General features: G+C 41.2%; 23 protein-coding genes and 1 pseudogene. 16 read left to right on the top strand and 8 right to left on the bottom strand.

The annotated features are described in order from the left end of the window. Positions 1-69 precede the first annotated feature (69 nt). Positions 70-1,416 carry an alanine/glycine:cation symporter family protein gene (locus AC5W14_RS02050; protein WP_496193585.1) on the bottom strand — a complete coding sequence of 449 codons (1,347 nt, stop codon included), beginning with the start codon at positions 1,414-1,416 and terminating at the stop codon, positions 70-72. 269 nt (positions 1,417-1,685) lie between these two features. On the opposite strand from AC5W14_RS02050, the gene AC5W14_RS02045 reads away from it, so the two are divergent. Then, positions 1,686-2,240 carry an NADPH-dependent FMN reductase gene (locus tag AC5W14_RS02045; protein WP_496059262.1) on the top strand — a complete coding sequence of 185 codons (555 nt, stop codon included), beginning with the start codon at positions 1,686-1,688 and terminating at the stop codon, positions 2,238-2,240. Positions 2,241-2,282: 42 nt separating this feature from the next. On the opposite strand, the gene mbcS is transcribed toward AC5W14_RS02045, so the two are convergent. Together mbcS and AC5W14_RS02035 are read right to left on the bottom strand one after the other, a co-directional pair. Continuing rightward, on the bottom strand, positions 2,283-3,857 hold the full coding sequence (mbcS, locus tag AC5W14_RS02040; protein ID WP_496059263.1) for an acyl-CoA synthetase MbcS: 1,575 nt from the start codon (positions 3,855-3,857) through the stop codon (positions 2,283-2,285). A 147-nt stretch (positions 3,858-4,004) separates the two neighbouring features. Then, positions 4,005-4,388, bottom strand: coding sequence for a hypothetical protein (locus AC5W14_RS02035; RefSeq protein WP_496193584.1), 384 nt, complete (start codon positions 4,386-4,388; stop codon positions 4,005-4,007). A 185-nt stretch (positions 4,389-4,573) separates the two neighbouring features. On the opposite strand from AC5W14_RS02035, the gene AC5W14_RS02030 reads away from it, so the two are divergent. Next, positions 4,574-4,906, top strand: a complete 333-nt coding sequence (locus AC5W14_RS02030; RefSeq protein ID WP_496059265.1) for a metal-sulfur cluster assembly factor — start codon at positions 4,574-4,576, stop codon at positions 4,904-4,906. 102 nt (positions 4,907-5,008) lie between these two features. Here the strand turns inward: AC5W14_RS02030 and AC5W14_RS02025 are convergent, their stop codons facing one another. Further along, positions 5,009-5,155 carry a hypothetical protein gene (locus tag AC5W14_RS02025; RefSeq protein ID WP_496193583.1) on the bottom strand — a complete coding sequence of 49 codons (147 nt, stop codon included), beginning with the start codon at positions 5,153-5,155 and terminating at the stop codon, positions 5,009-5,011. Between the two features lie 63 nt (positions 5,156-5,218). Continuing rightward, complete coding sequence (locus tag AC5W14_RS02020; RefSeq protein ID WP_496193582.1) at positions 5,219-6,445, bottom strand: DNA polymerase IV; 1,227 nt, start codon at positions 6,443-6,445, stop codon at positions 5,219-5,221. A 147-nt stretch (positions 6,446-6,592) separates the two neighbouring features. Here AC5W14_RS02020 and AC5W14_RS02015 point away from each other — a divergent pair, with 147 nt between their 5' ends. The 6 genes and pseudogenes from AC5W14_RS02015 (at position 6,593) to AC5W14_RS01990 (ending at position 10,134) form a co-directional block, all read left to right on the top strand. Next, the gene (locus AC5W14_RS02015) at positions 6,593-6,787 is read left to right on the top strand and encodes a hypothetical protein (RefSeq protein ID WP_496193581.1); all 195 of its coding nucleotides are present in this window, start codon (positions 6,593-6,595) and stop codon (positions 6,785-6,787) included. A gap of 21 nt (positions 6,788-6,808) precedes the next feature. Further along, positions 6,809-7,057, top strand: a pseudogene (locus tag AC5W14_RS02010) (OsmC family protein); the annotation flags it as partial. Positions 7,058-7,270: 213 nt separating this feature from the next. Beyond that, positions 7,271-8,206: a YsnF/AvaK domain-containing protein gene (locus AC5W14_RS02005; RefSeq protein ID WP_496193580.1), complete on the top strand. Its 936-nt coding sequence runs from the start codon at positions 7,271-7,273 to the stop codon at positions 8,204-8,206. Between the two features lie 194 nt (positions 8,207-8,400). Continuing rightward, entirely contained in the window at positions 8,401-9,582 is a 1,182-nt protein-coding gene (gene purT / locus AC5W14_RS02000; RefSeq protein WP_496193579.1) for a formate-dependent phosphoribosylglycinamide formyltransferase, read from the top strand. Between the two features lie 103 nt (positions 9,583-9,685). Further along, entirely contained in the window at positions 9,686-9,880 is a 195-nt protein-coding gene (locus AC5W14_RS01995; RefSeq protein WP_496059271.1) for a hypothetical protein, read from the top strand. Between the two features lie 68 nt (positions 9,881-9,948). Further along, a complete protein-coding gene (locus AC5W14_RS01990; RefSeq protein ID WP_496193578.1) occupies positions 9,949-10,134 on the top strand; it encodes a hypothetical protein in 186 nt (61 codons plus the stop codon). Here AC5W14_RS01990 and AC5W14_RS01985 read toward each other — a convergent pair. After that, on the bottom strand, positions 10,131-10,952 hold the full coding sequence (locus AC5W14_RS01985; RefSeq protein ID WP_496193577.1) for a YihY/virulence factor BrkB family protein: 822 nt from the start codon (positions 10,950-10,952) through the stop codon (positions 10,131-10,133). The genes AC5W14_RS01990 and AC5W14_RS01985 overlap by 4 nt on opposite strands. A 348-nt stretch (positions 10,953-11,300) precedes the next feature. Here AC5W14_RS01985 and AC5W14_RS01980 point away from each other — a divergent pair, with 348 nt between their 5' ends. Together AC5W14_RS01980 and AC5W14_RS01975 are read left to right on the top strand one after the other, a co-directional pair. Beyond that, positions 11,301-11,963 (top strand): M50 family metallopeptidase, encoded by a 663-nt coding sequence (locus AC5W14_RS01980; protein WP_496059274.1) that lies wholly within the window; start codon positions 11,301-11,303, stop codon positions 11,961-11,963. Between the two features lie 322 nt (positions 11,964-12,285). Beyond that, a complete protein-coding gene (locus AC5W14_RS01975) occupies positions 12,286-13,227 on the top strand; it encodes a nucleoside hydrolase (protein ID WP_496193576.1) in 942 nt (313 codons plus the stop codon). Positions 13,228-13,265: 38 nt separating this feature from the next. Here the strand turns inward: AC5W14_RS01975 and AC5W14_RS01970 are convergent, their stop codons facing one another. Beyond that, the gene (locus tag AC5W14_RS01970; RefSeq protein WP_496059276.1) at positions 13,266-13,610 is read right to left on the bottom strand and encodes a hypothetical protein; all 345 of its coding nucleotides are present in this window, start codon (positions 13,608-13,610) and stop codon (positions 13,266-13,268) included. Positions 13,611-13,801: 191 nt separating this feature from the next. On the opposite strand from AC5W14_RS01970, the gene AC5W14_RS01965 reads away from it, so the two are divergent. The 3 genes from AC5W14_RS01965 (at position 13,802) to AC5W14_RS01955 (ending at position 16,941) form a co-directional block, all read left to right on the top strand. Next, entirely contained in the window at positions 13,802-15,259 is a 1,458-nt protein-coding gene (locus tag AC5W14_RS01965; RefSeq protein ID WP_496193575.1) for a phospholipase D family protein, read from the top strand. Between the two features lie 59 nt (positions 15,260-15,318). Beyond that, entirely contained in the window at positions 15,319-16,164 is an 846-nt protein-coding gene (locus AC5W14_RS01960; protein ID WP_496193574.1) for an N-formylglutamate amidohydrolase, read from the top strand. A 333-nt stretch (positions 16,165-16,497) separates the two neighbouring features. Continuing rightward, positions 16,498-16,941: an SgcJ/EcaC family oxidoreductase gene (locus AC5W14_RS01955; protein WP_496193573.1), complete on the top strand. Its 444-nt coding sequence runs from the start codon at positions 16,498-16,500 to the stop codon at positions 16,939-16,941. A gap of 272 nt (positions 16,942-17,213) precedes the next feature. Here AC5W14_RS01955 and AC5W14_RS01950 read toward each other — a convergent pair whose 3' ends face one another. Beyond that, complete coding sequence (locus tag AC5W14_RS01950; RefSeq protein WP_496193572.1) at positions 17,214-17,753, bottom strand: cupin domain-containing protein; 540 nt, start codon at positions 17,751-17,753, stop codon at positions 17,214-17,216. Between the two features lie 655 nt (positions 17,754-18,408). Between AC5W14_RS01950 and AC5W14_RS01945 the strand changes: the two genes are divergently transcribed. From AC5W14_RS01945 to AC5W14_RS01935, 3 genes are all read left to right on the top strand, one after another. After that, positions 18,409-18,765 carry a helix-turn-helix domain-containing protein gene (locus AC5W14_RS01945; protein WP_496193571.1) on the top strand — a complete coding sequence of 119 codons (357 nt, stop codon included), beginning with the start codon at positions 18,409-18,411 and terminating at the stop codon, positions 18,763-18,765. Positions 18,766-18,912: 147 nt separating this feature from the next. Then, a complete protein-coding gene (locus tag AC5W14_RS01940; RefSeq protein ID WP_496193570.1) occupies positions 18,913-20,835 on the top strand; it encodes a site-specific DNA-methyltransferase in 1,923 nt (640 codons plus the stop codon). Next, positions 20,832-23,168: a DEAD/DEAH box helicase family protein gene (locus AC5W14_RS01935; protein ID WP_496193569.1), complete on the top strand. Its 2,337-nt coding sequence runs from the start codon at positions 20,832-20,834 to the stop codon at positions 23,166-23,168. Before AC5W14_RS01940 ends, AC5W14_RS01935 begins: the two co-directional genes overlap by 4 nt. Positions 23,169-23,552 lie beyond the last annotated feature (384 nt).

Here is a 23,552-nt window from a genome sequence, read left to right as displayed (position 1 = left end):
GGGTAAAACAAAAAAGATGCCGGTTATCAATAGTTGATAACCGGCATCTTTTTGATAAGGCAGTTTGTGTTATTTTGCCATTCGTTCTTCTTCTCGTTTTTTCTTCAGGAATATTTTTGTTTCCGCTACGACAACACCAGAAAGGAGGAGCAGGCCAATTAAGTTCGGCACAGCCATTAAACCGTTCATGATATCAGCTAAAGCCCAAACCGTATCGAGCTGTAGAACGGCTCCAACAAAAACGGCTGCAACATACAAAAGCCTGTATGTCATAATAGCTCTGGACGTTTTAAACAAGTAGTATACAGAGCGTTCGCCGTAATAGGACCAGCCGAGTATCGTGGAATAAGCAAAGAATACTAACCCAATCGCAACGATAGTGGCTCCAATAGGTCCTAAAAAGAACTCAAAGGTCGCGGAAGTCAGTGCGGCCCCGTCAGCCCCATCTAAATACATGCCTCCCATTACAAGCGTTACGCCGGTAATCGAACAGATAACAATGGTATCAATAAATACCTGGGTCATAGATACGAGCGCCTGGCGTCCCGGATAATCGGTTTTGGCAGCCGCTGCGGCAATAGGAGCGGAACCAAGACCTGCTTCGTTTGAGAACACCCCTCGGGCTACACCGTATTGGATAGCGACACCAACGGCACCACCAGCAGCAGCCTGGCCGGTAAAGGCGTCAGATAGGATGAGCCATACAGCGCCCGGGATCAACTCCAGGTTTAATATAAGAATAATAAGTCCGGCAGTAACATAAAATAAAGCCATGAATGGTACGATAAAACCTACGACGCGTCCGATGGATTTAATCCCGCCTAAAATAACAAAAGCAGTAAAAAACATAAGAACAAGACCGGTAATCCATACAGGAACCGCCCAGTTCTCCTGCAGCACGTCAGCTACAGAGTTGGACTGTACAGTATTTCCTATACCAAAAGAGGCGATGGCGGCAAAAACAGCGAACAAAACGGCCAGCCATTTCCATCCCAATCCTTTTTCAATATAATACATAGGGCCGCCGGCCATTTGACCGTTGGCATCTTTAACACGGTATTTTACAGCAAGAATGGCTTCCGCATATTTTGTTGCCATACCGACTAATGCAGAAATCCACATCCAGAATACAGCTCCGGGCCCACCAATAACAACTGCGGTAGCAACCCCTGCTATGTTACCTGTACCTATTGTTGCTGCAAGAGCGGTCATCAAGGATTGAAAGTGGGAAATATCCCCTTCGGATTTCTTATCCTGATTTTTTGTGAAAGCTGTCTTTAATGCGTAGGGCAGCATCGTAAACTGAAGAAAGGACAACCGGATAGTAAGATAAATACCTGTTCCAACCAACAAAATAAGAAGGGGAGGACCCCAGACATATCCGCCGACGGTTGCTAAAAAATCGTTAATTCCCAACTATAACCCTCCTATGTATTATTTATTTCTATTTAACGGGCCATTTGGGTAAAATACTATGTAGGCCCGTAGGAATAGCGGTAATTGTGATATTATTCAGATAAAGTGATTAGAACAAATTAAGTATAGCAGATGACTATTATCATAACAAAGAAATTTTTGCAATATATGGTACCTTGTTACTATTTCTTTCATAGTTTTTTTCAATCAGCATTGTTGCGGGGCAGAATGTAAATCTGTAATGTAGAAATGACGGGAGGAATGTAAAAATGAAAATAAAAATCGCTGCAATTGCCGGGAGTCTTCGCAAAGAATCTTTAAACAAAAAAGTGCTGCATCACATGATAGAACAGGCAGACAGCAAAGTAGAGTATGAATGGATTGATCTGGCAGATATTCCTCTTTTTAATGCGGATGAAGAAGTAGGCGGAGATCCCGACCACCCGGCCGAAATGAAAAAAAAGCTCAAACAGGCAGACGGTATATTGATCGTAAGTCCGGAATACAGCCACGGCATGCCGGGAGTTATGAAGAATGCGCTGGATTGGGCGGGCAGTGTAACAAATGAAAACGTTCTGGATAAAAAGCCTGCCTTTGTTTTAGGTGCTTCTCCTACCATTCTGGGCACGGCTTTAGGACAAGTACAGATAAAGCAGACGCTGGCTGCGTGCGGCAGTTTGGTATTGCAGCAGCCGGAAGTATTTATAGGCGCTGCTCCTAAAAAAATCGATGACAACGGAGTTATTACGGATGAACGGCTTCAGAGGACGTTAAAAAAAGCGGAAGCTGCTTTTATTGAATGGATCAAACAACAGCAGACATAAAAAAAAGCAGAACCCCTGCAGGGGTTCTGCTTTTTTTGTGACCTAGCGGCTCTGCTTGCGCAGGTCCACTCTTCTGATTTTACCAGACGTGGTTTTTGGCAGTTCTTCTATAAATTCAATGCGACGCGGGTATTTGTAAGGCGCTGTCATTTGTTTAACATGGTTCTGCAGCTCTAGTACAAAATGATCTTTATCCGCTGGCTGATCACCTTTTATAACAACAAATGCTTTTACGATATTTCCTCTGACTTCGTCAGGGGCAGCCACAACGGCGCATTCCTGCACCTGTGGATGCTTAAGAAGAGCGTCTTCAACCTCGAATGGCCCAATCGTATAGCCGGAGCTGATAATAATATCATCACTGCGGCCTTCAAACCAGTAATAACCGTCCTCATCCATAGAGGCCTGATCTCCTGTTAAATACCAGTCGCCTCTGAATGAGCCTGCTGTTCTTTCCGCATCTCTGTAGTAATGTTTAAAAAGAGCCGGGCAGTCTTTATGCACCGCAATATCGCCTACTTCTCCGATGCCGGCAGGTTCAGCCATATCATTAATAATAGCGACCGGATTCCCGGGTGTCGGCTTGCCCATCGAGCCGGGCTTTACGTCCATACCTAAAAGTGTTCCGACCAGAAGGGTATTTTCCGTCTGGCCGTAACCATCTCTTACGTCTACATTAAAAGCCTGTTTAAACGCTTCAATCACTGGTCGGTTCAACGGCTCTCCGGCTGATACGGTGCTCCGGAGATGAGGGAGGCTGTATGAGCCAAGGTTGTCGACTTTTGCCATTAAGCGGTACTCGGTAGGCGTGCAGCAAAGTACTTGAATATTCTCTTCCTGCAGAAGCTGTAAATAAGTATCCGGCTTAAATCCGCCATGATAAACAAAAGCAGTAGCCCCAAGCATAACGGTAGAAAGAAATGGGCTCCATACCCACTTCTGCCATCCCGGCGCTGCAGTGGCCCAGACGATATCATTTTCCCTGACACCAAGCCATTCTTTAGCTGCAGTCCTTACGTGGGCATATGCCCAGGCATGAGTATGGATAACGCCTTTAGGATTTCCGGTTGTACCGGAAGTGTAGGATAAAAAGGCTACATCACTGCTGTTTGTATCTGCTGTAGGAAGATTCTTTTCTTTTGTTTCAGCAAGGGCATCTGCGTGAAGCCATCCGTCCACCGCACCTCCAAGGGTCATCTTAAACTGCAGGTGAGGCAGCTCTTCAGTGATAGCATCCACTTCTTCTGTCGAATGATGATGTGCGATAATTCCGACAGCTTCAGAGTGATGGAGACGATAAATCAGATCTTTGGAACGAAGCATTTCCGAACTCGGAATAGCGACCGCTCCGACTTTCAAGCAGGCAAGATACATCATATAAGCTTCTGGAAGCCTCGGAACAATAATAAGGATTTTATCGCCTTTTTCTATTCCCTGCTCGAGAAGCACCCCGGCAAACTGGCTGGCTTTTTCCAACAGGGTTTTGTAGGAAACATCACGCCGTTCTTTTTTTTCGTTCATCCACCGAATGGCGGTTTTCTGATCATCATTTTTGTATGCGTCCAGCTCATTTACGATATTGTATTGAGCCGGTGCAAGTAGATCCTCTCTCTTCATATGTGCGGCCTCCTTTAGTGGAATTAATGCAAGTATACTAGAATAGGTAAAAGAAAGGTAGAGAATAATGAACAGCTGTTCATTTGTATAACGAAAAAAGAAAACAACTGAGTAATTAGCTGCTTTCTATTGAAAGTATTCGTGATACTAATTACATGGAGCTTTAAGCGGCTGTCCTCCATGTGTGCTGCGCTCCACAATGGTATAACGGGCAACATGTATATTATTTCTGCGCAGCATCCGAATAGCGAGGTTTTTTGAAACCTTGTCTGGAGCTATTAGAAAAACATGCTGCTTTTTAATAGTAGGCAGATACCTTTTTAAATACGGATAAGGAAGCACCTGTGCCTCGGATACCGGATTGTGTGCGGCATCCTGATATTCCCGGATATCTAATATAACAGTATCTCCTGAAAGAAGAGCCTTGTCCGGGAGATCGGTGCAGGATGCCCGGCCGGCTGGAACCCATCGGGCCGATAAGTGATAAGCGGCCGCGAGGCCAAGGATAATGGCAGTAATCCATAGCAGCATGATGGTTTGTTCTCCTTTCATTAAGGAATAAGTGCAAAATACAAATGCAGGCTTTTAAAGTACATGATGAAGTATACTATAAATAAGCCGGTATTGAACAGTTATCTGCTGGCCAAAAGCAGAAATTTGTTCTATTCAGCTGGATTTTGTTATACTTTTTGTAGAAAGAACGGGAGGTAGATAACATGACAGATGAAAAACAGGAAATGATTGACCGCGTCTATGCAGAACTCGAAAACGTTATTGACCCGGAACTGGATATTGATATAGTCAATTTAGGCTTAATATACAATGTAGACCTTGATAATGAAAACAATGTTAAAATCACCATGACATTAACCGCGATGGGATGTCCTTTAGCAGCCACGATAGTAAGCGACATAAAAAGCTCGCTGGAAGAGCTGCAGGAATTCGGTGAAATCAAAGAAGTCGACGTCGACATTGTATGGAGCCCGCAGTGGGATAAGAGCATGATGTCCCGTTACGCAAAAATTGCGTTAGGAGTCCACGAATCGTAAGAAACAAAAGAAAGCCAGGCAGCTGCCTGGCTTTTTCTATGGAAAGATATGGTGCGGTTACATCGCATAAATGTAGTATAAAAATGAGGGCGGTCATACAAATCAGCGGATAATTTTACGAATCAATCTTCCAGCCTGTCTTCCAACAAGACGGCGGGCAATTCTTTTTCCTATGGTACCGTTGCGGACGGCCTGGGCATCACCCATCGTTCTTGATGCCCTGAAAAGCAGACGGCTCAGTTTATGCATACAAATTCCTCCCTTAGCGGCTGATGTCTACTTATACCACCTTTTATAATAGAAGAAACAAAATTATTTATAATGGCCGCCGATTTTTTTGGCACGGATCACAGCCTGTCCGGCAGGAGAAAGAGAGGAAGCGTAGAGAACGGCATCCATTCCGTACTTATCTTTCAGCTGATCAATGGTATGATACAGAACTTCCGGAACCTCTTCACTGTTAAATAAACTTAATTGCTTATACTCATCCGGCTGAAGGGCACTCAAGGAAATACCGAGGCTTCTAATCGGGGTGCCGTCCCAATAATCTTTAAATAAAGCGGACGCTGTTTCAAAGATAACCTTCCCGCTGTTTGTCGGTTCAAAAAGGCGCTGCTGCCGCTGGAAAGACCGTGGAAACCCATGTTCCTGCCCGACGGCTCCTGTACTGACTACCTGCCCTAAGGAGGCCTGCTGCCTGCACCGTCTGCTTACTTCTTCACTCAGTTCCCGAAGCACTACTTTGACTTCCGACCAGTGGTAATAATCGCGCGGCAGAGTCATATGATGGCCGATGGATTTTCTTTTTTGATGAGTAGCAGGGGAAACCGGGGAAGCGTCCCGGCCGTGTGCGGTCTGCCAAAGCAGTTCTCCGTTAATACCCCATCTTTTCTTTAAGTCGTGGAGCGGAAAACCGGCCAGCTGGCCGATGGTACGAATTCCCATATTAAGAAGGTGCGCTTCCCTCCGGCTGCCTACGCTGAACAATTTTCTTATTGGAAGAGGCCACAGCTGTTCGGCGACATTCGCATCGCATAAAACAGCGGTACCTGTTTCGTTTTCTTTCGCAAAATGATCGCAGGCCATCTTGGCATAAACCTTTGTCGGGCCAATGCCAATACGGGCCTGAACGCCAATTTCCCGAAGCAGGCGCTGCTTTATGTGCCGGGCAAGCAGTTCAGCTTTTTCGTAAGACATGGCGGGAAGATCAAGAAATATTTCATCAATACTGTAAGGCTCGACGGCCGTGCTGTACTGCTCCAGAAAAGTGGAAATCGTAACGGATACATCAACGTAAAACTGCATATGGGGCTTGAGTATATGTACGTGCGGACACTTGTACTGCGCCTGCCAGATTGGTTCCGCGGTTTGAATTCCGTAGGATTTAGCAGTCGGACAGGCAGCTAAAATAACACCACTCCGAATAGAAGGGTCTCCGGCAACCACGACAGGCTGTTCTGTTAATAAAGGATGGGCCAGCTTTTCCAGGTTGGCATAAAAAGACTGCATATCGATTAAAAAAATAATCCGCTCATCCACCGCGCAGCACCCCTTTTCCGATATGGAATAGAAACGTTTGTTCGTATAAAAGTATAGACTACTTTATCAGCAGAAAAAAGAGGCTATGCTTAAAAGAATGATAAAAAGGGAACAGTTGATCACCACCAACTTCAAGGAGGGAAATCAATGAGTAAGCCTATTGAATTAACGACAATTAATATTGAGCAGCATGAACCGCCTCACCGTAAAGCTTATATTGAAGGATTCGAGGCGCCGTTTCATTACGGCGTGCATGGAGGAGTGAAAGAGTTTTACGGTGTTTCTCCTGAAACCGAATATCCATCAACACTCGATCATATTGTTGCCTCAGCAGGAGGCTGACTTACCGGCACTTTATCCGGCGCGCTGGATGCGCGCGGTATACCACCTTATCCGAATAAATTAAAAGCTGTTGCCAAAGGAACAATTGAAGCGCCGGAAGGCGTACTGAAAATCACAAAAATTGACGTCCATTTTGAACTAAGCATTCCGGCAGGCAAAAAAGAGCCGGCTGAAAGAGCACTTCAAGTGTTTGACAGAGGCTGTCCGGTAGCCCAGACATTAAATGGATGCATTGACTTCCGCTATACATGGGACATAACGGAAGAGTAACAGCTGTTCGAGGTTCTCCTATAAAAAAGGAGGACCTTTTTACGTTTTACTAGGCCGTAGGATAGAGATTGTTTCCAGAAGGAATAGTCTTTTGTCTTGAGTTTGCTGTGATACAAGAGAATTTAGTTTCAAAAAGCCTTAGAAGGGAAGGTAAACCATAGCATACTAAATAAAGAACAAACAGGTACCTACATTAAACGGAGGTTTTATAAAATGGAAACAAGAGTAATTGGATCTTACCAGAACGAACAACAGGCTATTGGTGCAGTAGCCGGACTAAAAGAACAAGGACTTGAATCCAATGATATTTCGATTGTATTGAACAACAAAGACAGCGCTACTTATCTTTCCAAAGAAACAGGAGCAAATATTCATTTAGAACATACAAAAGAAGGCAGCAGCGGCAGAGGCCTTGTAGAGAACTTAAAAGAAGCGCTCTCTCCAGAACATCAGGCAGAAGAATCAGATGTCACCTTAATCCGTCTTGGGCTTACAGGAGAAGAGGCTGAAAAATACGACACGGACATTAGAGAAGGCAATATTATTGTCGTGGCTCACGAAGGCACAGCCGTTACATCGAGAAGCTTTACCGAACATACAGCGACTGCGTCATCAGCACAGGAAAAAGAAACGCATACAACAGAAAAAAGATCTCCATCTTTAAAAGCGGTCCCATCCGAGAGCAGACCTGCAGCACAGCCTTCGGAAACAGCTTCTTCAAAACGTGAAGGCGATGCAGAAACAGAAGAACAGCAGGCCCTGCGTCTGCATGAAGAAAAGCTGGATGTGAGCAAGAAAAAGGTAGAAAAAGGCGAAGTAGAAGTTAGAAAAGAAGTAGTAGAAGTTGAAAAAACGATTAAAGTACCGGTACAGCGTGAAGAAGTGTATATTGAAAGACGCGCGGTTTCCGAAGCAGATCAAGATGCAACAGGCACAAAAATCGGAGAATTTTCAGATGAGTCCGAAGAAATCCGGGTGCCTATTGTAGAAGAACAAATTGAAATCAAAAAAACGCCGGTCGTAACAGACGAAGTTGTAGTCGGCAAAAGAAAGTACCAGGAAACAGAGGAAACAACTGAAAAAGTAAAGCGTGAAGAAGCCCGTATTGAAGGGGAAGAAAATATTAAGCCGGAAAACAGAGAGAAGTAATAGAACAGAAACTGCCTGTAATGAGGGATAGTCCTCCTTGCAGGCAGTTTTTTGCAGGTAAGGAGAAAAACACGATATAGCCCCTCAAAAACGAATAATAAGTAAATAATTTTAAAATTTGTTCGTATTCTTGTTGAAAAAAACACAGAACAGGTTGTAAGATGGGAAGGACTACGATTTCTGGGAGGAAACGCATGAATATAGGAGCACCTTTACAACAAAAAGGAATAAAGTTAATGATTTTAGGATCCGGTGAACTCGGAAAAGAAGTTATTTTGGAGGCCCAGCGTTTAGGTATAGAAACGATCGCCGTGGACAGGTATGATGGAGCTCCGGCAATGCAGACTGCCCACCGCTCTTACGTCATTAATATGCTTGAAGGTGACAAATTAAAAGAAATTGTACGCTGGGAAAAACCGGACTACATTGTTCCTGAGATTGAAGCGCTGGCAACAGAAGCGTTGATTGAGCTCGAAGAAGAGGGGTTTCACGTTATTCCAACAGCCAGAGCTGCCCATTTGACGATGGATCGGGAAGGCATCCGCCGTCTGGCAAGTGAAGAACTGGGGATACCTACAGCTTCTTATCAATTTGCAGATAATCTGGAAGAACTTGAACTGGCAGTAAAAGAAATCGGCACGCCCTGCGTGATTAAACCAGTAATGAGTTCTTCAGGGAAAGGGCAGACCGTGTGCCGTTCTGAGTCAGACACAGAAAACTCCTGGGAGGAGGCGGTCGGCAGTGGAAGAGGGAAGAAAAATCGAGTGATTGTCGAATCGTTTATTCCCTTCGAGTCGGAGATTACACTATTAACCGTCCAGTCTGTTTCCGGCACGTCTTATTGTGAACCTATTGGACACGAGCAGAAGGATGGAGACTATATTCAGTCCTGGCAGCCTCACCCAATGCCTGATTCCCAGCTGGAAGAAGCAAAAAGAATAGCTGAAAAAGTAACCGCTGCTTTAGGCGGGTACGGATTGTTTGGCGTGGAGCTCTTTTTGACGAAAGACGGCGTATATTTCAGTGAAGTATCGCCTCGTCCCCATGATACCGGAATGGTGACGCTGGCTACCCAGCATTTATCAGAATTTGCCCTTCATGTCCGTGCCGTGCTCGGTCTTCCGATTGAAGATATTGTATTTCACCGTGCCGGAGCTTCTTATGTAGTGAAGGCTGAAAAAGAATCCAAAAACTATCATATTGAAGGTGCCGCGGAAGCGCTGCGAACCGCGGAAACCGAGCTTCGGATTTTTGGTAAGCCGGAAACAAAGCCGGGACGGCGGATGGCTGTAACAATAAGCCTCGGCGCCGATGTGGAGGAAGCTAAACGGCGTTCTAAACAGGCAGCAGAAAAAATAACCATTGTGGAAGAATGATATTGCAATCAAAACGTAATAGTATTTTTTGTTATAAGGTCTTCTTCTCTTAAAAATATGTGGTATTGTAAAAGCATAATCGAGCAGAATGGGAGAGGAACACATGCTTAAATCAATATCAGCTCTGGGCCTGGCTGTCGTAATCAGCGCAGCAAGTGCAGCAGGAGCATCTACAGTAACCGCTTTGGAAAAAGATGGCGACAAGAATATAAAGCAGGCAGCGGAAAGCGTTCCTTACGAAGTGGATGTTGATATTTCATCGGATGAAATAACTGCTTCTGCCAAGAAAAAACTATAAATAGACGAAAACCCCCGCGTTCCAGAGGAACATGGGGGTTTTGGCCATACAGGGAAAGGAAGAGGCCTGTGGATGTTGAACAAAAGTATCACTGTTGTGCTACGTGCAGATGGTTCCGGATAGAAAAAAAGCCCGGGCAGCCTTCGCTGAAAAGCTGCATCCGGCTTGGATTTGAAACAAAGCCGCACTACCAATTCAACTGCTGGGATCCGCGGGAAGACATTAAACAGAGGATAGCGGAAGAGAGCTCCTAGGAAAAAGAACGCTCGGAGCGGAAAAGTTTGCTGTGGCGGTGCAGAATAGCGTTCACTTCGCCGCCTATAATAAATGTAAAACCGGTTAAATACAGCCAGAGCATTAAGACGATGATACCGCCGAGACTGCCGTAAGTAGCCGAGAAGTTTCCGAAATTCGAAATGTAGATGGAGAAGCCGAAGCTGACTCCCTGCCACAGGATGGTTGCTACGAGCGCCCCGGGGATAACGTGGCGGAGCGGAAAACGCATCGACGTGGCAAAGTAGTAAAGAAAAGACAGCATGGTGGAAACAATAATAATTAACAGCGTCCATCTGAACACATTAAGCAGTAAGGCGGTACCCTGTTCAATATTGAGCCAGTTGGTCAGCGTTTCAATAATCAAGTTGCCGAATACGGACAATACTAATGTAACCACAAGCGCAAGAATCAAGGCAAGGGTCAGCGCGATGGAAAGCAGGCGCATCATAATAAAAGAACGGGTTTCTTCTAAATTAAAGGCTGTGTTGGCGGCTTCCATAAAGGCATTTACCCCGTTCGAAGCTGTCCATATCGTGCCGATAATGCCAAAAGTAAGCAGCCCTCCCTGAGGAGTTGTAATAACATCAATAACGTTATCCTGTATCAGCTGTAAAAAAGATTCGGGGAGCGCACTGCCAAGTAGTTCAAATACCTGATCAACATCAAGATTGAGGTAAGGGAGAATAGATAAAACAAGTATGATCATAGGAAATAAGGACAAAAGATAGAAAAAAGCCTGCTGGGCGGCAAGGCCTGCAGCCCGGTCATTTATTATTTCCTGAATCAGTGTTTTCATAAAGTGAAAAAAACGGCCCATAATGGCTTTCTCCTCCTGCTGTATTAAAAAATAAACGCATTGATGATAATTATTCGACAAAATCAGCAATAAGGGTTTTAAAGGGCTGACTAATAGGGAATACGTTAATAGTGCCTATTATAGAAGGGGTGAAGAATATGATTAGAACGATTTTAATGATTGTTGGACTTGTAGTAGTAATTAGTATCATCCTATCGTTTATCTAAATGATATAAAATTATGTATAATGACATCATGAATAATATCATACTTAAAAGTTCCCTAATCGTTTAGGGAGCTTTTTCATATAGAAAAAAATAGAAGAGAGGGCCGCTTATGTATGAAGGAATGCTCGTATTATTTCTGCTCGGATTCACAGCGATGCTGCTGCGTCTCCCTGTTCTTGGTTCCTTTTTATCATTATTTCATACATTGATCCATGAAAACGGCCATGTGGCAGCAGCCAAATGGACGGGCGGCAGAGCCCATGCTGTCTCGTTGTTTTACAACCGCAGCGGCCTGGCTTTGACGAGCCACCAGGGGAAAGTAGGAGCCGTGCTTACAATCGTGGCAGGGTATGTATTTGCTTCTGTAGTGAGTGTCCTGTACATTTACGCTTTAATGATGCAGTGGTACACACCGATGATGATTGCACTGTGTTTACTGCTTCTCTACAATATCATGTTTCTTGTAAAGAACATAGTTGGCATCCTTTGGCTTGTTAGTGTATTTTTATTAATTGGCGTTTTGTATGTGAATCAGGCGTATGAAGCGAGCGTTTATCTGCTGTACATTATTGGCGCTACACTTCTTGTTCAGGCTTTTTTATCGAGTTTATTTGTATGGAAAATGAGCAGATATCATGCTGCAGCTTCCGGAGATGCCGTTCTTCTTGAAAAAGCTACCAGAATCCCGGCTTCTTTTTGGGGGTTTTTCTTTTTTGGGCAGGGAACGGTGTGCTTTATCGCGGGAACATGGATGCTGATAAGAGAGGGACTGCCTTTTTTATAAAAAGCATCTTGATGCTGATAAAGAAAAAGCTTCCACCTTAAGGCGGAAGCTTTTTATATTGTATTTAATTCATCAAAAGGAACGTTCCAAGACCTATAATAATGAGAATAATAAATGCTATAATCATGTAAGTCGTTAATCTGCTCATGTCATCACCCGAACTTTCTATAAGGAAGTTACTGCATCACTGTAATGATATAAATATATCCCTATATTATAGCGTATATGCAGAAATCAAATAAGAAATTTTCTTATATTTAGAAAAAGTTTCGAAAAATGTCATAAAAAAGATATAATAGAGTCACAAAATGAGGTGATTAGTATGAAAAGCTCAAGAAAAATTATTATGGATATGGATCCGGGGCATGATGACGCAATGGCTCTCATTGTGGCGGCTGCCTCCCCGGTGCTTGATATTCAGGCGATTACTACTGTCTCCGGAAATGTTTCAGTAGACAAAACAACAACTAATGCCCGGCGTATCTGCGACTTGATTGGGCTTAGTCATGTGCCGGTGTATAAAGGAGCCTCCAGACCGCTTTTCCGCACGCCGGAGGCTGCGGAAACCATCCACGGTGAATCGGGTCTGGACGGCCCTGAGCTTCTGGACCACCCGAAAAAAACCATTGAAAAAGAGCATGCATCAGATGCGATTATACATATTGTGCAGCAGTCAAAGACGCCTATAACGCTTGTTCCTACCGGACCGCTCACGAATATTGCGCTTGCGCTTATAAAAGAACCTTCTATTGCGGGCAATATAGAAGAAATTGTATTAATGGGAGGCGGTACTTTCGGCAATTGGACTCCTACAGCTGAATTTAATATATATGCTGATGCAGAAGCAGCGAAAGTCGTTTTTGAAAGCGGCGTTTCTATCGCTGTATTTGGTCTGGATGTGACGCATCAGGCACTAATTACATCGGAGATTCAGCAGTATATAAGCAGCCGCCGTCATCCGACCGGCCGATTTGTGTTCGATATGCTGGATTTTTTTATGGAAGCCTACAACAGCACATTTCAAATGAAAGGGGCACCGCTTCATGACGTCTGCACGGTCGCTTATTTAATTGATCCGGAGATGTTTACAATGGAGCATGTCCACGTTGGCATTGAAACAGCCGGCGAATATACATACGGCGCTACTGTGATTGACCTGCTGCATGTTACCGGAAGAAAGCCGAATGCCTGGTTTGCCAGAACTCTTCAGCCGGAGGCTTTGTGGGAGCTTATCAAAGAAGCAGTGGATTCGTATGAACAATAAAAAAAAGAGACTGCCGTGGCGGTCTCTTTTTGAAACAATTAGTATAAAGAAAAATTCCCCGCCCGTATGTCTGATTTCATTGATAGTTTTTTAGCCTGGACGACTTTATAGTAAGATTCCAGAATGCCAATCTCGCGGTAAATTTCATCCCGCGTTGTTTCCGGTTTAAGAAGACCGGACCAGAATACAGCGCCGATATCACTTTGAAATAACAGGGTGAATTTTTTCTGGCGGTTAAACATATCCGATTCCTCATCAAAGTCAAGAATGTTAGACCCTCTTGCATCTACTAAATGAAGAAGAATAAGACCTTTAGCGTCTACATCCTTAGCTTCTCTAATATATGTTTTAAAGTCTTCAAACGTTTTAATTTCAATATACAAGAATGACACCTCCATGGTTGCTGTACTGCATATAGGGGAAATAAGAAACGAGATGGGCACGCTATAGCAGCATACTTCTCTATTTTAGCAAAAGCGGGACAAAGTTACGAGTTCAATTTACATTGGGAAGGAAAAAGGAACAAGCCCTGCAGACGCTCCTGTCACATAAATGGAAATAGGAGGGATACGCTGTGTTAACAAAAAGACTGGAACAAAAACCTTTAAAACGATACCAGGCCGCTAAAATAGTCGGCGTGCTTCTTGCAGTCTACGGGGCCGTAATGATCTATCATTTATATAAACCGCTGCCTGAAGGCATTTCCTACAAAGGAAAAGAGCATACAGGTATACAGTCAGAATTTCTGTTTGATCTTACATATGAAGAGGAAGACTCTGTTCAAAGAGACCAGGTTATATTTGATACTATTTTTCAAATGATTGAAGAGGCCGATGATTTTATCGTTATGGACATGTTTTTGTTTAATGATGAATACCCAGGCGGCCTTGAATTTCCGGAGCTTTCACAGAAACTCGCGGATGAATTGATACAAAAAAAAGAAGCAAGGCCTGATATGCCTGTGTTTTTTATAACAGATCGTATAAATAGTGTATACGGCTCAAGAACGCCCGGGCATATCCAACAGATGGAAGAGGCGGGAATTGAAATCATATGGACCGATATGAAGCCGCTGCGGGATTCCAATCCGATATACAGCGGTTTATGGCGGACGGCCCTGCAATGGTTCGGCACGCCTGAAGGAGGATGGCTTCCGAGTCCATTTTCTGATACAGCGGATTCTGTGACACTGCGCTCTTATTTAGATTTACTAAATTTTAAAGCAAACCACCGCAAGACGGTCATTACCGAACAGGAAGCACTCGTTACATCTGCCAACCCGCATGATGCAAGTGCTCATCATTCCAATACCGCCTTTACTTTTCAAGGGGAGATGGTGGAAGAGTTGTTAAAAACGGAGCAGGCAGCAGCGGAAATGTCCGGAGTCGATCCCGCTCTGTTTGAAGATTTGGTCAACCGGATAGAACCTGCAGAAGCGGAAGGCGGGATTCACGGGCATTTAGTTACGGAAAAAGAAATAAAAAAGCAGCTGCTTGATGACATATCTGCTGCACAGGCCGGTGATAACGTCTGGATGGGAATGTTTTATTTATCGGACCGGGACGTTATCGAGGCGCTTAAAGATGCCGGGCAGCGTGAAGTGAACGTCCGGCTCATACTGGATATTAATCAAGATGCCTTTGGCCGGGAAAAGATAGGCATCCCCAACAGGCCGGCAGCAGATGAATTAGTAAACAGTTCGGAGCATGTGCAGGTAAAATGGTACCGGACCCACGGGGAGCAGTACCATGCAAAAATGACGTATATCGAAAATGAAGAAAATGCTGTTATAAATGGTGGGTCTTCCAACCTTACAAGACGTAATCTGGATGATTTTAATTTGGAGACAAATATAGTGCTCCGGGGATCAGTGGATGAGCCGCTTCTGATAGAAGTGGAAGAGTACTTTCAGAAAATATGGAATAACGAAGGTGCTCTTTATACAGATGAGTACGAAGAACATGCAGAGGATACGGCCTGGAAATACTGGCTGTACCGTTTTCAGGAAGCTACAGGTATGTCTTCTTTTTAAAAATTTCCAAGGTTGTTTCACTGCAGCAAACGATATATTCCAGAGAAGGTCGTGTCACAATGAAATCAATAACGTATCTCGTGCTGCCGTTTTTATTTATGAACGCCCAGCCGGCAGAAGCAGTAGATGCATTTAAGGAATCTACTATTGATAGGGAGCAGGAATTTGCCGAAAATCAATATGAAGGAAGCGGAGAACCGGTTGTTTATATAGAAGGAACGTCTCCTTTTGTTATTACAGTACCGCACGCGGTCAAACATATCCGCGGAGGTTCCCCTAAAGATGCAGAGATTTATACAGGCGCTCTGGCCAAATGGCTTCATGAAGAAACCGGTGCCCATATTGTTTACAGCTCCAGCATGACCGACGATCCACATGACAATATAAATAGCGCCTTTAAAAAGAGGCTGGCGGATGTTGTGAACAGCCATGCTGTAGAAATGGTTATCGATCTGCACGGAGCTTCCGGAGAACGGAATTTTGATTTAGATATTGGTACGATGGGCGGGGAAAGCATAAGCCGCCAGGTGATGGGGCATCTGCGGGCCTCTATGAACGAAGCGGGAGTAAAAGATATAAAAGAAAATCATACGTTCACCGCCGAAAGTCCGTTAACGATTACAAATTATGCCTATAAAGAGCTGCAGGTGCCGGCTGTACAGATAGAAATTAATCAGCAGTTCCGTGATCCAAGGCATGACATAACGTCTTTTCAGAAGCTGTATAGTGGTCTGCATGCTTTTTTGACAACGTATGAAGCCCAGTATTTTTACCAGCCGGTTTCTCCCTGCCATGATGGGGAGCTGTCTTCTGCTGCCTGGAAGAACAGCTACTACGACAGCATCAGCTTCCAGTTATTAAACCGGGCTTACTTTATGGCGGAGAGGGAATGCAGTGAAAATTGAACTAATAAGCAAAACAACATATTAAAAAGCATAAAACAATGGCCTCTGCGCTTCAAGAACATATCGAGCAGGCTTTGGAAGAACAGAATATATAAAAGCGACTATAAACCCCCTTCTGTTGAAGGGGTTTTTATATGGATAAGAACTTTTCTTATAATTTCATTTACTATATTATTTTATACTATTTAAATCATCATAAACATTTAGAAATGATTATGTATAATCGAAAACATGGGAATAGGTGTCCAAAGTTACAAGAGTGTCCTTCTTAAGGTTTAGCTGTGTAGTGACGGTGTAATAGGAGCTTTATTACATGAAAAAGGAGTGTTATTTATGGATAAAGAGGCGGGTGTTAAGAAAGTATACGGACAGTTAATCAGAGCATGGAACGATCGTGATGCAGAAAAAATGGCGGATCTATTCACTGAAAGTGGTAATATAATAGGGTTTGATGGAAGTCTGTCCAAAGGCCAAGAAGAAATTCTTACTCACTTGAAGCCTATCTTTAAAGACCATCCTACGGCGCCTTATATTTATAAAGTAAAGGAAGTAAAATTCATTGGAGGTCAAGCAGTGATTTTAAGAGCCATTGCCGGGATGATTCCACCTGGTAAGACTGATATTAAATCAGATGTAAATACGTACCATACTCTCGTTTTAGTACACGAAGGAGAGAAATGGAAAATAGAATTATTTCAAAATACACCTGCACAATTTCATGGAAGGCCCGAATTAGTGGAGGAGATGACAGAAGAATTGAGAGAAGCAATGAATTAACTTTATGTCTGATTAACAGCGGACACCGTATTACAAATATAAACGAAAGCTTTATAAGAATGACAACGAAGATTTTCTAAAGCATAAGACAAACCCTTCCTCCCGGAAGGGTTTGAATGATTATATAATTTTGCCCCAGTAACAGCGAAAGAAAAGTCTTCTATTGAAAAAAATAAAAGTAATCCAACAATGAAGTGACCATATTTTTTTGGAAGTATACGTTGGAAGGAAAACGAATGATGAAATTGGGTCAAATGGATGCCGTAAAAATGTTACAACTCATACTCCTTCGAATTGCCAAAAATTTTCCCAATAAGTGCAAGTATTAAATAGAAAATTTTTTGAATCATCCAGGGCGGTTTCAGAATACGGATATCATTTTGATGCCTTAACCCTAAACGGGCTAGGGGCAGCAGAGACGGAATACCTTTGTTATTTAGCTTTCCGGCTTGTGCTAATGCAAAATACGACTTAAAAAAACGATCAATAGTTTGCGCTGGGAAAAAATAGTTAATCGCATGGGCTTCGAGTGGACCATCATTCCAAAAGAAATGTGGTACCCCAGGAGGAATTATTATTTTTTCCCCTGGTCCGACGACACGAATTTTTCCATCAATTGAAAAATGCAGAAATCCGGAAAGGACTTCTGTGGAACTTTCTTGTTTAGGATGAATATGTTCCGGCTCTTTTATATCGGAAGGTGGATTAAATGATTCAATTTCGAGAAAAGCTCCGTTAGTGTCTTCTGCAGTTTTACGGAAAATCATCCTTTGGCCGCTGCGAGGGTTGGTAATGGTTGGAGTCAAAGCCATGTTAACAACCTCCCTGTAAATTTAATGGATCGGCATTATGCTTATTAGCCATTCAACTAATAAAAATAGAAAGGGATGGCATGTTCATCGAGCCAGATTGTCGGAAAAGGTAGTTTTTAATTCTGTATAAGTTTATTATAGGACGGTTGTTCCAGCATTTCTATAGGATTCCATCTTATACATGGATTATTCCCTGTTTTTTTAGATCTAATATATTTCGATATCGGATTCTTACAAAAAGAAACATATACAAGAATTACAAAAAAGTAATAATTCTTTATCGGATTGATTGTATACATATGAAAGAAGTATACATTGTGATAATTTCACAAGATTTCTCCACGATTCCCCCCAGTTAGGCTGTATCAGTCAAAAATTCATCCACTGTATTGGTTTTAGACATAAAAAAAGCCCTCTATACGAAGGCTTGTAGCGTTTGTGTTATGGTGCCCCGTACTGGGCTCGAACCAGTGACCTCCACCCTGTCAATTCTAATTGAATGTATCCTGCAATTTCCGATAATGATTGGATATCCTCTCTTGTCAGTATGAAAGAGGATTTCATGTGCCTTTAATACACTTTGATTTCCTAAAGTTATCAAAGGTATGTGACCAATAAGTGACCATTCAAATTATCAAATCAGGAGGGATACATTATGCTACAGAATAGGGGTAGAATACCAGATCATGTCTCAGATGAAGAATTGATAGACATCATGGGAATTGATGAATTTTTAGATAGAAAGCATAATAAGAAAGGGATACATGAATTTGAAATCTATCATGATGAATATCGCCCTCATAAAGATGAACTTCGCGATTTCCCGCCAACTTTGCCAATCTCTGAACTGTTGTTCGAAAAAAGGAATGCAGAGATGTTGACTCAAAAAGATTTATCGGAGCTTATCGGATTGAGCGTTAGTTCAATATCGAAAGTCGAAAAAGGTGAAACGAACTTAACCAAAAAAGTTTTGGAAAAGGTAAACGGATTTTTAAACAGCGAAAAATACTGAAAAGTACGAACATGAGGGCACAGTTAATGTGTCCTTTTTTATATTTGTTTAGCTGCATTTACAAGTAAGGATATGAGTAGAACAAATAATGGTATAATTTATGATAAAATATAAAAGATTGTAAATGAGCATTTTGGAGGTAATAGATTGGAAAAGTATCAGGATTTGTCAAAAGAAGAATTAATTAGATTAATCATTGAAACAGAAGAAGAATTGAATTTGAATAAAGCATTCAATAATATATCAACAGAGGATTCGAGTTTTGATAGCAATTTAGAATGGAAAGGAAGACAAAGGTTTCTTGCTGAGAAAGCTTTACCAGTGAATTTAAAGCCGTTACCAGAAAAATCCTACAAACCAAATGAAGGACCGCATCAAATTATTGATGGAGATAATTTATCAGTGATGGCTTCATTATTAAAAGATTATAGAGGCAGAACCGATGTAATATATATGGACCCGCCATACAACACTGGTAGTGATGGTATTCCTTATAATGATAATTTCATGCTTTCAAAAAAGGAAGTTCAAAACAATAGAAAACAAAAAGGAAGAAGCTATGAAATTGTATCTTTGGACGACCCTAGCAGGCATACAAAATGGATAAACCACATAGCTCCACGTTTATGGGCTGCTAAAAAACTGATGAAACAAACAGGTATTATTATTGTTTCAATAGATGAACATGAACTGCCAAGGTTGTGGATTTTAATGGAAGAAATATTTGGTGCTAAAAATAGATTGGGTACTTTGATTTGGCAAAGGTCCAGGAAGAACGATGCAACGTATTTTTCAGAAGGACATGAATATATGTTGGTTTGGGCCAGAAACATTAATGAATTAGATAGTCTTGTAAAACAAAAAGGAAAGTGGAGAACTGACAAAGCAGGTACTGATATGCTTCTATCAGAATACTGGCGTTTAAGAGAAGCACACGAGAATGATTACATAGCGATTACAAAGGGATTAAAGCAATTTGTAAAAGGAATAAAAAAAGATCATCCATTATGGTCAGTAAAACAATATGTTGGAGTCGATAACAAAAGCGATGAAATTGGACCATTTAAAGAAGACGATCCTTCATGGCCAGGCGGTGGCGGTCCAGAATATGATGTTTTGCATCCTAAAACAAAAAAACCTGTTAAAGTTCCTCCAAAAGGATGGGTCTATTCTAAATCGGAAGATATGAAAAGATTAGTAGATGAAGATCGTATTATTTGGAAGCAAGTCGATAAAGGAATGCCAATGATAAAGAAATATTTACTAGAAGGAAGAGATAAAGAAGTTTTTACCTCAATTATCGATAAAGACGCTAGAAGTTCAGTTATGATGATTAAAAAAATGTTTGGTAAAGAGAAAGCATTTAAACATCCTAAAGATCATACAATTTTAAAAAAGTTAATTAATTTAGTTACGTGGAATGATCAAAACAGTATTATATTAGATCCTTACGCTGGATCAGGAACTACAGGTCAAGCGGTTATCGAACTCAATGAAGAAGATAAAGGAAATAGAAAGTTTATACTAATCGAAGGTGGATATGTAGGCAATAAATCTATAGTAAATCAAAAAGATTATACTAACGAGATAACTGCAGAAAGAATTCGGCGAGTAATAACGGGAAAATGGGAAGATGAAAAAGAGCATGAAACGTATAATACAGGATTTACTTTTTACAATGCCGACAAAGCTATAACAAAATCCGATATATTAGCATCTGATAGAGAAAACCTTGCAGATATAATTTTACAAGTAGCTGATGAAGAATCGAATAGGATTGATTGTAGAGTCAATGGCTATAGATATCTAATTGGCAGAACTTTATCGAACTTCGGTATCGCTCTTGTATGGGAATCGGGAAAAGAAGGAAGTAAACTTACAGTGGACGTATTGAAAACGGTTATAAAAGAAGCAAATGAACAAAAATGTCTTAAACCAATTCATATCTACGCAGCTTCTAATGAAGGGCCTGCGACAGAACATATTTATAAGTTTCATCAAATTCCTGATGCCATTCTAATAAGGTTAGGTATAGACACCGAAGATCACGAAAAGGAGACGGATATATGATACTTAAACAAAATGATTTAAAAACTTTCCAAGTCAAAGCTGCCAGTGAGTTATCTACTATGGTAGTAAGTTATCCATCCGATAAATACGAAGCTGTTTACAATAGATCAACTGGAGAATTGGAACCATTTGTTTGTAGATTAAAAGCAATCACTGGAGCAGGGAAAACTCCCGTTTTAGCAAAAACAGCTAACGAATTAAAAACGGGAATAGTATTGTGGACGACTCAACGAGGTGCGGTTGTTTCGCAGACTTACAACAACCTAAAGCCTGGAGGGAAGTATTCAGAGTTATTACCTGAGGATACCGATGTATATATGTTAAGCGACATGAGTTTGAGTGATTGGGAAAGCATTCTGGTTAAAGAAAAAGGGATAACAATACTGTTGTCTACAGTAGCTTCTTTTAATCAAAAAGGCGACAATTTAAAAATTCATCAAAGAGATATTTATGGGAGTTTATCTAGATGGGAAATGCTATCAAAGTATAAAGAAGGAATAGAATCTAGATCGAGAAAACTTTATGTTTTTTACGATGAAGGCCATGGTGCTACAGAAAGTCAATTTCATAGGCTTTCAGAAATAAATCCAACTGCTTTTATTATGGCTTCTGCTAGTGAATTTCCTGAGGATTTAATTTATCTATTGAATGGCGAAACCAGAGAATCAAAAGAAATTTCTTTAAAAGCAAGAACAGCAACTATACCTACTAAGTGGGTAGTGAAAGCTGGCCTATTAAAAAAACGTATCTACTTTACTGAATGTGATACTACTGTTAGCGATGCAATAAAAGAAACACAGTCTAATTATATGAACTTGAATTCTAAGCTTAAAAAAACAGGAAATAAACCAATAGCATGCTTTATTGTGAATAGCACTAAAAGAGGCTTAGACATATGGAAGCATCTAGTTGAAATGAATGTTCCAAAAAATAAAATAGCAGTGCATCTCAATGGTGCAAAAGAAACAGCAAATGAACAAATAGATCGAGATAAATATGAAGGAATGATTGATACATATTCAGGAAAAAAACCTGAAGACAGATCTCCAGAGATTCTTAAAAAACACGGGTATACACATCTAATTTGGAATTTAACGTTAAGAGAAGGATGGGATGAACCATTTGCATATATTGCATATATTGATGATCGCGGCAGATCAAATAATGATATAGTGCAAAAAATTGGTCGTTTTATTAGACAGCCTAACGCTAAAGAATTTGATGATCCTGATTTGAATGCAGCATATTTTTATTTTAATCTGCCTGATGATGCTTTTTCTAGAGTACTGGAAGATACACAACGAGAATTAGAAGTAGAAGGGTACGAGGTTTTAAGAACGAAGAAAGATCAGTTAATTCCACCAAGTGTAGAATCACCAGTACGAATTAAAGCGACTATTCCAACGATAAATATAACAAGAGGAAACCCAGAAGAAAATAATAAAATAGTGCTTAACGAGGTTAAGCTACTAGATAATTCTGAAAGAGTCGCGTCAGGGAAAGTTACCACACGAGTGTACAATGTAGCTCATGGAGAAGACGAATCGATGAGGTCAGAAATTGAAATGGCTGAAAACGATAGTATAAGTGCATGGGAATTTTTGAAGACAAGACTACAACGAATTGACACTAGAATAATAGATTCATCGGGTACAATTTTTACAAATGATCTAAAGTATAAGCCTGCTATGTTACAGGAAATACAATGGGGATCATCGGCTATTACTCAATTAGAATCAGCTGTAAGAAATATTAAAAACGAATTGGAAGAAAAAATTGATCTAGTTTCATTAGAGGGAATTGATGAGCCTTATGAAGTTCCTGGCTTTAGATTAATCTCTCCAGATATAAAAGGAGTAGGTATTGCCAAAGAAGAAAAGTATAAAGTAAGAAGATTTAAAAATGCTGTTCATAGTGAATACAATGCTCTGAATCCATTCGAAATTTCAGTAGCTACAGCATTAGATAATACTGGACTTACTTGGTGTCGCAATCCTAGTAGCGATAAAGGATATAATATACCCATCCCAGTTTATGGATCAGAGAGCAGACATTTTAGACCAGACTTTCTATTGTGGAAAGAAGGCAAAGTATGGGCTATTGATCCGAAAGGGAAGCATCTTATTGAAGGAGCTTTAACAACTAAAATGTTAGATATAAGAGATATGGGCGTTAATATAGCCTTTATCCTAGACGGGCAATATATTAGAAGCGGAGAAGCTTGGACAAAAACTGGAAACAGTAGCGGTTATACCTTAATAAAAAAGTTTAAAGGTGGAGTGAAAGCGAAATCTTTCAAGAAATTAGACGATTTATTAGCAGAACTAAATTAATTGAAAAATTTAGCATAAAGCCTTCGGCAAAAATATACTATTGAACCCAGTTCTTCTGGGTTTTTTTGCTGTTTAAATATAATTGGGAAATAAAGGGAAACTATAGCGTGTTTTTTTTTCGTGAAAAAATCAACCACACATTATATATACACATAATAATAGGCAGATTTTGAACGTGCCCACCCCCCTTTTACTAATTATATAGTTTGAGCAAAAAATTTATTTGCTTATTAATAATTGAAATTTTCTTGTAATACACCACAAAAAATAAAAAAAGATGAAAAAGGCTCTATATAAGCGTATATATAATGAAAGGCGACGAGGTGCTGTTTTTAACATTATCGTACATGTGCTCTGTGGGTAATAGGCAATCAATCCTTTTTG

This window comes from Sinobaca sp. TMA16-18, assembly GCF_059510535.1.
The sequence above is the reverse complement of the archived record's forward strand: the minus strand, read 5'-3'. Positions and strand labels throughout refer to the sequence as shown.

Bases quoted from the DNA above. Each gene is read 5' to 3' on its own strand.
- AC5W14_RS02045 (WP_496059262.1), top strand. From the start codon at position 1,686: ATGAAAATAAAAATCGCTGCAATTGCCGGGAGTCTTCGCAAAGAATCT.
- mbcS (WP_496059263.1), bottom strand. From the start codon at position 3,857: ATGAAGAGAGAGGATCTACTTGCACCGGCTCAATACAATATCGTAAAT.
- AC5W14_RS02035 (WP_496193584.1), bottom strand. From the start codon at position 4,388: ATGCTGCTATGGATTACTGCCATTATCCTTGGCCTCGCGGCCGCTTAT.
- AC5W14_RS02030 (WP_496059265.1), top strand. From the start codon at position 4,574: ATGACAGATGAAAAACAGGAAATGATTGACCGCGTCTATGCAGAACTC.
- AC5W14_RS02025 (WP_496193583.1), bottom strand. From the start codon at position 5,155: ATGCATAAACTGAGCCGTCTGCTTTTCAGGGCATCAAGAACGATGGGT.
- AC5W14_RS02015 (WP_496193581.1), top strand. From the start codon at position 6,593: ATGAGTAAGCCTATTGAATTAACGACAATTAATATTGAGCAGCATGAA.
- AC5W14_RS02005 (WP_496193580.1), top strand. From the start codon at position 7,271: ATGGAAACAAGAGTAATTGGATCTTACCAGAACGAACAACAGGCTATT.
- purT (WP_496193579.1), top strand. From the start codon at position 8,401: ATGAATATAGGAGCACCTTTACAACAAAAAGGAATAAAGTTAATGATT.
- AC5W14_RS01995 (WP_496059271.1), top strand. From the start codon at position 9,686: ATGCTTAAATCAATATCAGCTCTGGGCCTGGCTGTCGTAATCAGCGCA.
- AC5W14_RS01985 (WP_496193577.1), bottom strand. From the start codon at position 10,952: ATGAAAACACTGATTCAGGAAATAATAAATGACCGGGCTGCAGGCCTT.
- AC5W14_RS01980 (WP_496059274.1), top strand. From the start codon at position 11,301: ATGCTCGTATTATTTCTGCTCGGATTCACAGCGATGCTGCTGCGTCTC.
- AC5W14_RS01975 (WP_496193576.1), top strand. From the start codon at position 12,286: ATGAAAAGCTCAAGAAAAATTATTATGGATATGGATCCGGGGCATGAT.
- AC5W14_RS01960 (WP_496193574.1), top strand. From the start codon at position 15,319: ATGAAATCAATAACGTATCTCGTGCTGCCGTTTTTATTTATGAACGCC.
- AC5W14_RS01955 (WP_496193573.1), top strand. From the start codon at position 16,498: ATGGATAAAGAGGCGGGTGTTAAGAAAGTATACGGACAGTTAATCAGA.
- AC5W14_RS01950 (WP_496193572.1), bottom strand. From the start codon at position 17,753: ATGGCTTTGACTCCAACCATTACCAACCCTCGCAGCGGCCAAAGGATG.
- AC5W14_RS01945 (WP_496193571.1), top strand. From the start codon at position 18,409: ATGCTACAGAATAGGGGTAGAATACCAGATCATGTCTCAGATGAAGAA.
- AC5W14_RS01935 (WP_496193569.1), top strand. From the start codon at position 20,832: ATGATACTTAAACAAAATGATTTAAAAACTTTCCAAGTCAAAGCTGCC.